Below are 13,930 nucleotides of genomic sequence, written 5' to 3' on the forward strand. Positions count from 1 at the left end.
AATTCTCGTACTTGGAAAGCGCGTCGGCTGAAGCAGAGCACGCACCTGCGGCTCTGCACACCCCACCGGCGCGCTCCCCTCGCTTGCCTCACGGCACGGGGGGTTTTTTGTTGCACTGGCACTCCCCAAACCCTCGCAAAACCCTCAGCTTCGAGAAGAGAATGCCGATGACCGAGCAGGCCTCCGGGGCCCACCATCCGCAGCCGCGGCCCCGCAACGGCGGACACCACGCCACCACTGTCGAGCACGTGACGGGCGCCCAGTCGCTCATCCGCTCCCTCGAGGAAGTGGGAGCCGACACGGTATTCGGCATTCCCGGCGGCGCCATCCTGCCGGCGTACGACCCGCTGATGGACTCCACGAAGGTCCGCCACGTCCTGGTCCGCCACGAGCAGGGCGCCGGTCACGCGGCGACCGGTTACGCGCAGGCCACCGGCAAGGTCGGCGTGTGCATGGCCACTTCGGGGCCCGGCGCCACGAACCTCGTCACGCCGATCGCCGACGCCCACATGGACTCCGTCCCCCTGGTCGCGATCACCGGCCAGGTCGCCTCCAAGGCGATCGGCACGGACGCCTTCCAGGAGGCGGACATCGTCGGCATCACGATGCCGATCACCAAGCACAACTTCCTGGTCACCAAGGCCGAGGACATCCCGCGCACCATCGCCGAGGCGTTCCACATCGCCTCGACGGGACGCCCCGGCCCGGTCCTGGTCGACATCGCCAAGGACGCCCTCCAGGCGAAGACCACCTTCAGCTGGCCGCCCAGTCAGGACCTGCCCGGCTACCGCCCGGTCACCAAGCCGCACGCCAAGCAGATCCGCGAGGCCGCGAAGCTGATCGTCCAGGCCAAGCGCCCCGTCCTGTACGTCGGCGGCGGCGTCATGAAGGCGAACGCCACCGCGGAGCTGAAGGTCCTCGCCGAGCTCACCGGCGCCCCCGTCACCACCACCCTGATGGCGCTGGGCTCCTTCCCCGACAGCCACCCGCTGCACGTGGGAATGCCGGGCATGCACGGTGCGGTCACCGCCGTCACCGCGCTGCAGCGGGCCGACCTGATCGTCGCCCTCGGAGCCCGCTTCGACGACCGCGTCACCGGCAAGCTGGACAGCTTCGCGCCGTACGCCAAGATCGTCCACGCCGACATCGACCCGGCGGAGATCGGCAAGAACCGTGCTGCGGACGTGCCGATCGTCGGCGACGCCCGTGAGGTCATCGCCGACCTCGTCCAGGCCGTCCAGGCCGAGCACACCGAGGGCAACACCGGCGACTACGCCGCCTGGTGGAACGACCTCAGCCGCTGGCGCGACACCTACCCGCTGGGCTACGACCTGCCGGAGAACGGCCAGCTCTCCCCGCAGCAGGTCATCCAGCGCATCGGCCAGCTCGCCCCCGAGGGCACCATCTACGCCGCGGGCGTCGGCCAGCACCAGATGTGGGCCTCGCACTTCATCCAGTACGAGCAGCCCGCCACCTGGCTGAACTCCGGCGGCGCGGGGACGATGGGGTACGCCGTCCCGGCCGCGATGGGCGCCAAGGCCGGCATGCCGGACCGTACGGTCTGGGCCATCGACGGCGACGGCTGCTTCCAGATGACCAACCAGGAACTGACCACCTGCGCGCTCAACAACATCCCGATCAAGGTCGCCGTCATCAACAACGGCGCGCTCGGGATGGTCCGCCAGTGGCAGACCCTCTTCTACAACCAGCGCTACTCCAACACCGTGCTGCACAGCGGCCCGGACGCCGACGGCAGGCAGCCGAGCGCCGGCACCCGGATCCCGGACTTCGTGAAGCTGTCCGAGGCGATGGGCTGCCACGCGATCCGCTGTGAGGACCCGGCCGATCTCGACAGGGTCATCGCCGAGGCCAACGCCATCAACGACCGCCCGGTCGTGGTCGACTTCATCGTGCACGAGGACGCCATGGTCTGGCCGATGGTGGCCGCCGGCACCTCGAACGACGAGGTCATGGCCGCCCGCGGGGTGCGCCCCGACTTCGGCGACAACGAAGACGACTGAGCAGACGAGAGAGAGACTTCAAGCCCATGTCCAAGCACACCCTCTCCGTCCTGGTCGAGAACAAGCCGGGCGTCCTCGCGCGGATCACGGCCCTGTTCTCCCGCCGCGGGTTCAACATCGACTCCCTCGCGGTCGGCACCACCGAGCACCCCGAGATCTCGCGCATCACCATCGTGGTCAACGTGATCGAGGCGCTGCCGCTCGAACAGGTGACGAAGCAGCTGAACAAGCTCGTCAACGTACTGAAGATCGTCGAACTCGAGCCGGCCGCCGCGATCCAGCGTGAGCTCGTCCTCGTGAAGGTGCGCGCCGACAACGAGACGCGCTCGCAGATCGTCGAAATCGTCCAGCTGTTCCGCGCCAAGACGGTCGACGTCTCCCCGGAGGCCGTGACCATCGAGGCGACGGGCGGCGCCGACAAGCTCGAAGCGATGCTCAAGATGCTGGAGCAGTTCGGCATCAAGGAGCTCGTCCAGTCCGGCACGATCGCCATAGGGCGCGGCTCCCGGTCGATCACCGACCGCAGCCTGCGGGCCCTCGACCGATCGGCCTGACCGCGCACCGGTCCCGCTGCTCGCACGGCGCCGTTTCGTCTGCTCGCACGGCGCTGTGTCGTCTGCTCGCATAGCGCTGTGTCGTCTGCTCGCATAGCGAGACCCGAACACTTTCATTCCGCACCCCGCCGTACGGTGGGAAGCACAACCAGCACACAAGGAGAATCCCAGTGGCCGAGCTGTTCTACGACGACGATGCCGACCTGTCCATCATCCAGGGCCGCAAGGTCGCGGTGATCGGTTACGGCAGCCAGGGCCACGCCCACGCGCTGTCGCTCCGTGACTCGGGTGTCGACGTCCGCGTCGGTCTGCACGAGGGCTCCAAGTCCAAGGCGAAGGCCGAGGAGCAGGGCCTGCGCGTGGTCACTCCTGCGCAGGCCGCCGAAGAGGCCGACGTCATCATGATCCTGATCCCGGACCCGATCCAGGCCCAGGTCTACGAGGAGTCCGTCAAGGACAACCTCAAGGACGGCGACGCGCTGTTCTTCGCCCACGGCTTCAACGTCCGCTTCGGCTTCATCAAGGCCCCGGCCGGCGTCGACGTCGCCCTGGTCGCCCCGAAGGGCCCGGGCCACCTGGTCCGCCGTCAGTACGAGGAAGGCCGCGGCGTTCCGGCGATCGCCGCCGTCGAGCAGGACGCGACCGGCAACGCCTTCGCGCTGGCGCTCTCGTACGCCAAGGCCATCGGCGGCACCCGCGCCGGCGTCATCAAGACGACGTTCACCGAGGAGACCGAGACCGACCTGTTCGGTGAGCAGGCCGTGCTCTGCGGCGGTGCGTCGGCGCTGGTCAAGGCGGGCTTCGAGACCCTGGTCGAGGCCGGCTACCAGCCGGAGATCGCGTACTTCGAGTGCCTCCACGAGCTGAAGCTGATCGTGGACCTCATGTACGAGGGCGGCCTGGAGAAGATGCGCTGGTCGGTCTCCGAGACCGCCGAGTGGGGCGACTACATCACCGGCCCGCGCGTGGTCACCGACCAGACCAAGGCCGAGATGAAGAAGGTCCTCGCCGAGATCCAGGACGGCACGTTCGCCAAGAACTGGATGGACGAGTACCACGGCGGTCTGAAGAAGTACAACGAGTACAAGACGCAGGACTCCGAGCACCTGCTGGAGACCACCGGCAAGGAGCTCCGCAAGCTCATGAGCTGGGTCGACAACGACGAGGCGTAAGCCTCCGGCACGGGGGGCCGCGGCGTACCGCCGCGGCCCTTCGCGCACACCTGGACAGAACGTCCAGCCACGGACGGGTGATCCTTCCGTCGAGGCGGAAGACCAGCTGTCCAGCGCCACTAGACTGCTTCCTACATACACGCGTCAGGCCCACAGCGTCGTGCGTCTTCCACGCGGCTAGCCCCTCCACCGCCTGCGGCCGTCGGGACGGCCGTCCGCAAAGGACCAGTGAGGACTCACGTGAGCTCGAAACCTGTCGTACTCATCGCTGAAGAGCTGTCGCCCGCCACCGTCGACGCCCTGGGACCGGACTTCGAGATCCGGCACTGCAACGGCGCCGACCGGGCAGAGCTCCTGCCGGCCATCGCCGACGTGGACGCGATCCTCGTCCGCTCCGCCACCAAGGTCGACGCGGAGGCCATCGCGGCCGCCAGGAAGCTGCGCGTCGTCGCCCGCGCCGGTGTCGGCCTCGACAACGTCGACGTCTCCTCCGCCACCAAGGCCGGCGTCATGGTCGTCAACGCGCCGACGTCCAACATCGTCACCGCCGCCGAGCTCGCCTGCGGCCTGCTCGTCGCCACCGCGCGCAACATCCCGCAGGCCAACACCGCCCTGAAGAACGGCGAGTGGAAGCGCTCCAAGTACACCGGCGTGGAGCTGAGCGAGAAGACCCTCGGCGTCGTCGGCCTCGGCCGCATCGGTGTCCTGGTCGCGCAGCGCATGTCCGCCTTCGGCATGAAGATCGTCGCGTACGACCCCTACGTGCAGCCCGCGCGCGCCGCGCAGATGGGTGTCAAGCTCCTCTCGCTCGACGAGCTGCTGGAGGTCGCCGACTTCATCACGGTGCACCTGCCCAAGACGCCCGAGACGCTCGGCCTCATCGGCGACGAGGCGCTGCACAAGGTCAAGCCGTCCGTGCGCATCGTCAACGCCGCGCGCGGCGGGATCGTCGACGAGGCGGCGCTGTACTCCGCGCTCAAGGAGGGCCGGGTCGCCGGCGCCGGCCTCGACGTGTACGCGAAGGAGCCCTGCACCGACTCCCCGCTGTTCGAGCTCGACCAGGTCGTCTGCACGCCGCACCTCGGCGCCTCCACCGACGAGGCCCAGGAGAAGGCGGGCATCGCGGTCGCCAGGTCCGTGCGCCTCGCCCTCGCCGGTGAGCTCGTGCCGGACGCGGTCAACGTCCAGGGCGGTGTCATCGCCGAGGACGTACGCCCCGGTCTGCCGCTCGCCGAGAAGCTCGGCCGGATGTTCACCGCGCTCGCGGGCGAGGTCGCGGTGCGGCTCGACGTCGAGGTGTACGGCGAGATCACGCAGTACGACGTCAAGGTGCTCGAACTCTCCGCGCTCAAGGGCGTCTTCGAGGACGTCGTCGACGAGACGGTGAGCTACGTGAACGCGCCGCTGTTCGCGCAGGAGCGCGGCGTCGAGGTCCGCCTGACGACGAGCTCGGAGTCCCCGGACCACAAGAACGTCGTCACCGTGCGCGGCACGCTCTCCGGCGGCGACGAGGTCTCGGTATCGGGCACGCTCGCGGGCCCGAAGCACCTCCAGAAGATCGTCGGCATCGGCGAGCACGACATCGACCTGACGCTGGCCGACCACATGGTCGTCCTGCGCTACCAGGACCGGCCCGGTGTCGTCGGCACGGTCGGCCGCATCCTCGGTGAGGGCGGTCTGAACATCGCCGGCATGCAGGTCTCGCGTGCCGACCAGGGCGGCGAGGCGCTGGCCGTGCTGTCCGTGGACGACACGGTCCCGCCGACGGTGCTCACCGAGATCGCCGAGGAGATCGGCGCGTCCTCGGCCCGCTTCGTGAACCTGGCCGACTGACGCACCGCGCGCAGCTCCACCCCGTGCCCGGGACGCACGGACCGCTCGTACACACCGGTACGAGCGGTCCGCGTCCCGGGCACGGTGCTGTCCACCGGAGACCGGCGGTCCGCAGTCGCCGTACAGCGACGGCCGCCGGCGAGCGCGCGGGCTACAGGCGGGCGGCCTTGAGCGACATGTGCAGCAGCAGCCGGTCCTCACCGTTGTGCAGGTCGAGACCGGTGAGCTGTTCCACGCGGGACAGGCGGTAGTAGAGCGTCTGGCGGTGGATGTTCAGGGCGCCGGCGGTGCGGCCCGCCTGGCCGGCGCAGTCCAGGAACGCCTCCGCCGTGCGGGCCAGTTCGGCGTGCGCGGGTTCGAGCAGGGGGCGTACGACGGGGTCCACCGGGTGGCCGGGCCCGCTGTCGGGGAGCGCGGCCAGCAGACGGTACGGACCGATCCCCGACCACTCGGCGACCGGGCCGAGGTGCGGCCGGGCCAGGGCGGCCCGGGCGGCCGCCGAGGCCTCACGCCAGGCGCCCGGCAGGTCGTCCAGTGCCGTGACCGGGTCGCCGATGCCGACGACCGGGCCCGGCGCGGTGAGCAGAGCGGCGGCCGCGTGGTGGGCGGGGGGGAGGTCGGCCTTCGTACGGATGCGGATCAGGGCGGCGAGGCGCGGGCCGGCCGGACCGGGCACCGGGAGCAGGCACAGCGCGGCCGCGCCCGGGACCTTGCGCACGCCCGGCACGGCCCCGGCCCACGGGGCGACGCACAGCAGGGCGTACGGACCCGAGTCGCCCAGCGCCGCACCCAGCGAGGCCAGCGCGGCGGACCGGCTGTCGGCTGACTCCGAGGTGAGCAGGGTCAGCAGGTGGGGGCCGAGGTCGGCGCGGGCACGGGCCTCGTCCGCCAGCAGCTCTCCGATCCGCGCGCAGACCGCCATCGCCGCGTCCGGCACCGGCCCGGGCGGACCGTCGGCCTCCTCCAGGAGCCAGACGTAACCGTGGACGACACCCCGGTGCCGTACGGGCAGGCAGAGCCGGCCGCGCAGTACGCCGGCCGCCGGGTCGGCGGGGATGTGCACCGGGCCCTGCGCCGTCGCGATGCCGAACTTCTCGAACCAGGCGCGGACCTCGGCCGTCGAGCGGCGGGTCAGGATCGAGCGGGTACGGACCGGGTCCAGGGTCGTCTCGTCGAAACCGCTGCCGCTGTCGTGCGCGCCGAACGCGATCAGCCGGAAGTCGCGGTCCTCCAGCGTGGCCGGAGCGCCGAGCACCGCCGAGATCTCGTCGACCAGATCCTGGTAATCGCCTTTCACGCTTTCCATTCTCGCACCCCTTCAGACATCTGTATGAGATACGGGACACGGATGCGTGACAGCTGTCGATGGCCGCCTGCCGGGGCGATCCTTAGATTTCACGGTGGTTATCCGTGCCGTAGCCCCATCCCCAGGCCACGGCCCCCTTCAAGCCTTATCCGTGGAGGTGCCCCGTGCTGGGTCCCGTGATCCTCGCCGCTTCGCGCAGCGACAAGATGCGCCGCTTCGTGTCGGCCGCCCCGGGCACCAAACAGGTCGTCGGCCGGTTCATCGCCGGTGAGACCGTCGAGCAGGTCGTCCCGATCGTCCAGGACGCCGCCGACAAGGGCCTGGAGGTCACGCTGGACGTCGTGGGCGAGGACATCACCACCCGCGAGCAGGCCTTCGCCGCCCGGGACGCGTACCTGGAGCTGATCGAGCACCTCAAGGGGCTGGGGCTCGGCGAGCGGGCCGAGATGTCCGTCAAGCTGTCGATGTTCGGCCAGGCCCTGGACGGCGGCCACGAGCTGGCGCTCGCCAACGTCCGCCCGGTCGTCGAGGCGGCGGCCGAGATCGGCACCACGGTCACGCTCGACGCCGAGGACCACACCACCCTCGACTCGATGTTCGCCATCCACGAGGAGCTGCGGAAGGACCACCCGCAGACCGGCTGCGTCATCCAGGCGTACCTTTTCCGCACCGAGGACGACGCGCGCCGCCTGGCAGCGGCCGGCAGCCGCGTCCGTATCGTCAAGGGCGCCTACAAGGAGCCCGCCACCGTCGCGTTCCAGGACAGGGCCGAGATCGACAAGGCGTACGTCCGGATCCTGAAGATCCTCATGGCGGGCGACGGCTACCCGATGATCGGGTCCCACGACCCGCGCCTGATCGCGGTCAGCCAGGAGCTCGCGCGGCGCGCCGGGCGCAAACTGGATGAGTACGAATTCCAGATGCTCTACGGGATCCGCAGCGAAGAGCACGTGCGGCTCGCGGCGGAGGGCCACCGGATGCGTGTGTACACCGCGTACGGCACCGACTGGTACGGCTACTTCATGCGACGCCTCGCGGAGAAGCCGGCCAACCTGCTGTTCTTCGTCCGCTCGATGATCACCAAGAACTGACCCAGGCTGACCCTAGGGCCGAGCCCTTCCACCCCTCACAAAGGAGTCAAGGAACTCATGGACGCTGTGACCCAGGTCCCCGCCCCGGTCAACGAGCCGGTGCGCACCTACGCCCCGGGCTCGCCGGAGCGCGCACGCCTCGAAGTCAAGCTGAAGGAGCTTGCCGAGAACCCCGTCGACCTCCCGATGACGATCAACGGTGAGAAGCGGATGGGTGGCGGCGAGCGTTTCGACGTCGTACAGCCGCACAACCACAAGGCCGTCCTGGGTACCGCCGCGCACGCCACGCAGCAGGACGCGCGGGACGCCATCGACGCCGCCCTGGCCGCCGCGCCGGCGTGGCGCGCGATGTCCTTCGACGACCGCGCCGCGATCATCCTGCGCGCCGCCGAGCTGCTGTCGGGCCCGTGGCGCGAGACGCTGGCCGCCTCGACCATGCTCGGCCAGTCCAAGACCGTCCAGCAGGCCGAGATCGACACCCCGTGCGAGCTCGTCGACTTCTGGCGCTTCAACGTCAAGTACGCCCGTGACCTGCTCGCCGAGCAGCCGCCGGCGAACTCCCCGGGCGTGTGGAACCGGCTGGACCACCGTCCGCTGGAAGGTTTCGTCTACGCGATCACGCCCTTCAACTTCACCGCCATCGCGGGCAACCTGCCGACCGCTCCCGCCCTGATGGGCAACGTCGTGGTCTGGAAGCCGTCCCCGACGCAGACGCATGCCGCCGTGCTGCTGATGCGGCTGCTGGAGGAGGCCGGGCTGCCCAAGGGCGTCATCAACCTCGTCACCGGCGACGGCATCGAGGTCTCCGAGGTCGCCCTCAACCACCGCGACCTGGCCGGCATCCACTTCACCGGCTCGACCAAGACCTTCCAGTACCTGTGGAAGACGGTCGGCAACAACATCGAGAAGTACCGCACGTACCCGCGTCTCGTCGGTGAGACGGGCGGCAAGGACTTCGTCGTCGCGCACCCGAGCGCCGACCGTGCCGTGCTGAAGACCGCGCTGACCCGTGGCTCGTTCGAGTTCCAGGGGCAGAAGTGCTCCGCGTCCTCGCGTGCGTACGTCCCGGCCTCGATCTGGAACGACGGCTTCAAGGAGGAGTTCGCGGCCGAGGTCGACGCCATCACCATGGGCGACGTCACCGACCTGTCGAACTTCATCGGCGCCGTCATCGACGAGCGCTCGTTCGCCAAGAACAAGGCCGCGATCGACCGCGCCGCCGCCGACCCGACCTGCACGATCGTCGCGGGCGGCACGTACGACGACTCGGTCGGCTACTTCGTCCGCCCGACGGTCATCGCCTGCACGGACCCTTCGAGCGAGGTCTTCACGACCGAGTACTTCGGCCCGATCCTCGCGGTCCACGTCTACGAGGACGAGAAGTACGACGCCATGCTGGAGCAGATGGAGTCGGCGTCCGACTACGCGCTGACCGGCGCCGTCATCTCCGGTGACCGCGCGGCCGCCGCGTACACGATGGACAAGCTCCGCTATGCGGCGGGCAACTTCTACATCAACGACAAGTCGACCGGCGCCGTCGTCGGCCAGCAGCCCTTCGGCGGCGGCCGCGCGTCCGGCACGAACGACAAGGCCGGCGCGCCCCAGAACCTCCAGCGCTGGACCCTGACCCGGGCCATCAAGGAGACCCTGGTCCCGCCGACCGACTACACCTACCCGCACCAGGGCTGACCGCCCCCGGCGCGCGGCCCCGGCCGCGCGCCCCGCGAGACCCCGCCCCCGTCCCGGCCCCCACGCCGGACGGGGGCGGTTCCACGTCCGCCCGGGCTCAGATCTTGCGCCAGCGGGCCATGGCGAAGGAGAAGAGGCCGAACGCCGCCAGGCCGACGGCTATCAGGGCCAGCAGCCACGGGCCCGCCGGGGTGTCGGCGAAGGACCGGAGGGTGTCGTCGATGCCCTTGGCCTCGTCCGGCTGGTAGTCGACCGCCGCCTTGACCGCGAAGCCGCCCAGTACGGCGAAGACCGCGCCGCGCGCGATGCCGCCGGCCACGCCCGTGATGTCGACGGCCTTGCCGGTCCGGCCCCGCAGCGCGGGCGCCTTCAGGTGCTTGTGGTACTTGCGCAGGGCCGCGCGGCCCGCGATCCACAGCCCGGTGACCGCGATGGCCAGGCCGCCGATGCCCACGAGCCACTGGCCGCCCGGCAGTTCCATGGCCCGGGCCGTGACGTCCTCGGACTGGTCGTCGCTCGACCCGCTGCCGCTGCCACTGGCACCGGCGGCGAAGGACAGTACGGAATAGGACACGAAGGCGTAGAAGACGAAGCGCGCCAGGGAGAACAGGCGCTTGCGCGGCTTGTGGCCGTCGGCGCCCGCCGCGCCGAAGCACGCCTCGGACAGCCGCCACAGCGCCATGCCGGCCAGCGCGATCCCCAGCGCCCAGAGCAGGTACTGGCCGAGCGGTTGCGCGGCCACCTCCGCGAGCGCCCCGCCCCGGTCCGCCTCCTGGCCGCCGTCGCCGAGCGCGATCCGCAGGGCCAGTACGCCGATCAGCAGGTACAGCACGCCGCGTGCCACGAATCCCCAGCGTGCGGCGGCCTCCATGGCCGAACTGTCCGACGCCTGGCGCGCGGTGCGTCTGCCGCGACGGGTGAGTGCCCAAGTGCCCATGTCTCGCCTCCTTCGTCGCAGTCCATGTGCCCCGAAGCGGGCGGGGAAACCGGCGGGGGCCGGGGGCGGGCCCACGCGGTCTTGTGATATGGCGATGAACATGTCAAGTTCCTCAGCGGTGTTCCCGTTCCCCGCGGGGACTCGACCGAGGAGATCCCCCCATGAGACGCATCCTCCGCACCCGCACGGCTCTGACCGCCTTACTGGCCGCCGGAGCACTCGGCCTCGGCGCCGCCCCGGCCGACGCCGGGACCGCCGCCGAAGCCGCCGTCGGCACCGCGACGTACGCCCTCGACACCGCGCTCTCGGCGCGCCTCGGCGACGACACCGCCGGCAGCTACCTCGACCGCCGCACCGGCGCTCTCGTCGTCACCGTCACCAGCGACCGCGCCGCCGAGCAGGTCCGGGCGGCCGGCGCCGTGGCGAAGCGCGTGGCGCGCGGGGCCGCGCGGCTGGAGGCGGCCATGGCGGCTCTGGAGTCCGGAGCGAAGATCACCGGTACGTCGTGGGGTATCGACCCGAGGACCAACCAGGTCAGCGTCGAGGCCGACCGGTCCGTCGGCGCCCGGGAGCTGGCCCGGCTGAGGAAGGTCGCCGCCGCCCAGGACGGGGCGGTGCGCATCACCCGCGTACCGGGGACGTTCCAGCGGGAGGTGGCGGGTGGCGACGCGATCTACGGCGGCGGGTACCGCTGTTCGGCCGCCTTCAACGTCTCGAAGGGGACGGCGCGTTACTTCGTGACGGCCGGCCACTGCACCAACAGCGCCGCCAACTGGTCGGCCACGTCCGGCGGCCCGGTGATCGGCGTCCGTGAGGGGACCAGCTTCCCGACCAACGACTACGGCATCGTCCGCTACACCGACGGGTCGGCGCCCGCGGGCAACGTGAACCTCCACAACGGCAGTTACCAGGACATCGCGTCCGCCGCGAACGCCGTGGTCGGCCAGGCCCTGAGGAAGAGCGGCTCGACCACCAAGGTCACCAGCGGCACGGTCACCGCCGTGAACGTCACCGTCAACTACGGCGACGGTCCCGTCTACGGCATGGTGCGCACCACCGCCTGCTCGGCCGGCGGTGACAGCGGCGGCGCCCACTTCGCCGGAAGCGTCGCGCTCGGCATCCACTCGGGCAGCTCCGGCTGCACGGGCACCAGTGGCTCCGCCATCCACCAGCCGGTACGCGAAGCCCTGTCGGCGTACGGCGTGAATGTGTACTGAGTACGACCGGCCGCCACCTCCCGCGTGGGGTGGCGGCCCTGCGAGAGTGCGGGCATGAAGCACACGCGCCCCGCCCGCACCGTCCACACCGCCGACCTCGTCCCCGCCGCGCTCGACGAGATCCGCGCGCTCCTCGACGCCGCCTTCGACGGCGACTTCGGCGAGGACGACTGGGACCACACCGTCGGCGGCATGCACGCCCTCGTCCACGACGAGCACGGCCTGGCCGCCCACGGCAGTGTCGTCCAGCGCCGGGTCCTGCACGCCGGCAGGTCGTTGCGCGTCGGTTACGTCGAAGGGGTGGCCGTACGGGCGGACCGGCGCAGGGAGGGGCTCGGCGGCCTGGTCATGGAGGCGCTGGAAGGAGTGATCGACCGGGCGTACGTCCTGGGCGCCCTCTCGGCGTCCGACGACGGGGCCGCCCTCTACGCCGCGCGGGGCTGGGCGGTGTGGCCGGGGCGGCTCGCCGCGCTGGGTCCGGACGGCGTCGTACCGCTGCCGGACGAGGAGGGCTCGACGTACGTGCGCGCGGTGGGCGGGCTCGACGCGTCGCAGGCCCTGCTCTTCGACTGGCGCGGCGGCGACCTGCTCTGAGCGGCCGGCCGCTCCCGTCCGGCGGCGGCCGGGGCGCGGGACGTCGTGGCCCGGACACGCCGTGACGTAAAAGAAACCCGCACGTACCTAGCGGTAACAAACGGCGGCGTGCCAGATTTCCGCATGCCACCGGCCGGCGGCTTCCCTCACCGATACGCCCCAGTGGCTCAGCGCAGGAGTTCCGCCGTGTCCGGATTCCGCTTCACGCATACGCTCAGACCCACCCTCGACCGTTCTCGCGCCCGGCGCCTGGCCGCGGCCGCGCTCAGCCTTCCCCTGGCCTTCGGCGCCGTACTGACGGCCGGGGCCGCCCCCTCGGCCGCGAGTCCCACCACCGGCCCCACCGCCATCGTGTCCATGGGCGACAGCTACATCTCGGGCGAGGCGGGCCGCTGGCGCGGCAACAGCCTCACCAACAGCGGCAGCCGCGACGGCTCCGACCGCGCGTGGACGGGCAGCGGCTACGACCCGGCCGCCGTATACGGTCCGACGGCCGCGAACGGCTGCCACCGGTCCGACTCGGCCGAGGTGCGCAGCGCCACCGGCACCACCCAGGCGCTGATCAACATCGCCTGCTCGGGAGCCACCACCCGGAACGTCTTCCGCGCCGCGAACGGCGGTGTCGCGTTCAAGGGCGAGGCCCCGCAGGCCGACCAGCTCGCGGGCATCGCCGCGGCGAACAACGTGAAGGTCGTCGCGCTGTCGGTCGGCGGCAACGACCTCGGCTTCGCCGACATCATCACCACCTGCGCGACGGACTACATGGTCTGGTACGCGTACTGCCACGACGACCAGCAGGCCGTCGTGGACGCGAAGATCGACACGGCGATGGCGAACGTGGGCAAGGCCGTCGACGAGATCCGCGCGGTGATGTCCGCCGGGGGCTACGCCGCTTCGGCCTACCGGATCGTCCTCCAGTCGTACCCCTCGCCGATCCCGAGGGCCGCCGAGAACCGCTACCCGGAGAGCGGCTGGAGCCGGGTCGGCACGGGCGGCTGCCCGTTCTGGGACAGGGACTCCGACTGGGCGCGCGACTCGCTCGTGCCCCAGATCGCGAACCGTCTCAAGGGCGTGGCCGCCGCCAAGGGAGCGCAGTTCCTGGATCTGCGCGACATGCTCCAGGGGCGCGAGGTGTGCGCCCGGCAGAGCAGGCTGGTCAGCGCCACCCAGCCGGCGTCCGCCGCCGCCAGCGAGTGGGCGCGCTGGATCGACAGCGACTCCACGCAGGGGCCGGTGCAGGAGTCCATGCACCCCAATCACTACGGCCAGCTCGCCCAGGGCCGCTGTCTCGCCCTGATGTACGCGGCTGCGACGGGCGGCGCCCACACCTGCCGCAACACGGTGGGCGCGGACGCCTCGAAGATGTATCTCACGGCTTCCTGAGCACGGTGACGGCCGCGCCTCTCCGGGGCGCGGCCATGATCGCGTCTCAGATAGTAGGAAGTCCGAGTAATTGTGGAGACAGACAGTCCGGCCTCGCTTAGCTTGGAAGAAGCCGAACGTCTCGCTCCATCAG

Annotated in this window: 11 protein-coding genes; 9 read left to right on the forward strand and 2 right to left on the reverse strand. The window is 70.8% G+C overall.

The window, feature by feature from the left end; all coding sequences use genetic code 11:
• Positions 1–161 precede the first annotated feature (161 nt).
• The 4 genes from IE185_RS07230 (at position 162) to serA (ending at position 5,580) form a co-directional block, all read left to right on the forward strand.
• Positions 162–2,021, forward strand: coding sequence for an acetolactate synthase large subunit (locus tag IE185_RS07230; RefSeq protein ID WP_138896395.1), 1,860 nt, complete (start codon positions 162–164; stop codon positions 2,019–2,021).
• A 26-nt stretch (positions 2,022–2,047) separates the two neighbouring features.
• A complete protein-coding gene (gene ilvN / locus IE185_RS07235; protein ID WP_138896396.1) occupies positions 2,048–2,575 on the forward strand; it encodes an acetolactate synthase small subunit in 528 nt (175 codons plus the stop codon).
• 170 nt (positions 2,576–2,745) lie between these two features.
• On the forward strand, positions 2,746–3,747 hold the full coding sequence (gene ilvC, locus IE185_RS07240) for a ketol-acid reductoisomerase (protein WP_138896397.1): 1,002 nt from the start codon (positions 2,746–2,748) through the stop codon (positions 3,745–3,747).
• A 240-nt stretch (positions 3,748–3,987) separates the two neighbouring features.
• Complete coding sequence (gene serA, locus IE185_RS07245) at positions 3,988–5,580, forward strand: phosphoglycerate dehydrogenase (protein ID WP_138896398.1); 1,593 nt, start codon at positions 3,988–3,990, stop codon at positions 5,578–5,580.
• A 151-nt stretch (positions 5,581–5,731) separates the two neighbouring features.
• Here the strand turns inward: serA and IE185_RS07250 are convergent, their stop codons facing one another.
• The gene (locus IE185_RS07250) at positions 5,732–6,886 is read right to left on the reverse strand and encodes a PucR family transcriptional regulator (protein ID WP_138906523.1); all 1,155 of its coding nucleotides are present in this window, start codon (positions 6,884–6,886) and stop codon (positions 5,732–5,734) included.
• A 164-nt stretch (positions 6,887–7,050) separates the two neighbouring features.
• On the opposite strand from IE185_RS07250, the gene IE185_RS07255 reads away from it, so the two are divergent.
• Entirely contained in the window at positions 7,051–7,977 is a 927-nt protein-coding gene (locus IE185_RS07255; RefSeq protein WP_138898843.1) for a proline dehydrogenase family protein, read from the forward strand.
• 57 nt (positions 7,978–8,034) lie between these two features.
• Entirely contained in the window at positions 8,035–9,666 is a 1,632-nt protein-coding gene (gene pruA, locus IE185_RS07260) for an L-glutamate gamma-semialdehyde dehydrogenase (protein WP_138898842.1), read from the forward strand.
• Between the two features lie 97 nt (positions 9,667–9,763).
• Here pruA and IE185_RS07265 read toward each other — a convergent pair whose 3' ends face one another.
• Complete coding sequence (locus IE185_RS07265) at positions 9,764–10,603, reverse strand: DUF1206 domain-containing protein (RefSeq protein WP_138910029.1); 840 nt, start codon at positions 10,601–10,603, stop codon at positions 9,764–9,766.
• A 161-nt stretch (positions 10,604–10,764) separates the two neighbouring features.
• Between IE185_RS07265 and IE185_RS07270 the strand changes: the two genes are divergently transcribed.
• From IE185_RS07270 to IE185_RS07280, 3 genes are all read left to right on the forward strand, one after another.
• Complete coding sequence (locus IE185_RS07270; RefSeq protein WP_138897390.1) at positions 10,765–11,820, forward strand: S1 family peptidase; 1,056 nt, start codon at positions 10,765–10,767, stop codon at positions 11,818–11,820.
• Between the two features lie 54 nt (positions 11,821–11,874).
• Positions 11,875–12,414 carry a GNAT family N-acetyltransferase gene (locus tag IE185_RS07275; protein ID WP_138897389.1) on the forward strand — a complete coding sequence of 180 codons (540 nt, stop codon included), beginning with the start codon at positions 11,875–11,877 and terminating at the stop codon, positions 12,412–12,414.
• A 186-nt stretch (positions 12,415–12,600) separates the two neighbouring features.
• Positions 12,601–13,797 (forward strand): GDSL-type esterase/lipase family protein, encoded by a 1,197-nt coding sequence (locus IE185_RS07280; RefSeq protein ID WP_229843387.1) that lies wholly within the window; start codon positions 12,601–12,603, stop codon positions 13,795–13,797.
• The last annotated feature ends 133 nt before the right edge of the window (positions 13,798–13,930 follow it).

The organism is Streptomyces chryseus, assembly GCF_014650755.1.
Lineage (GTDB): Bacteria > Actinomycetota > Actinomycetes > Streptomycetales > Streptomycetaceae > Streptomyces > Streptomyces chryseus.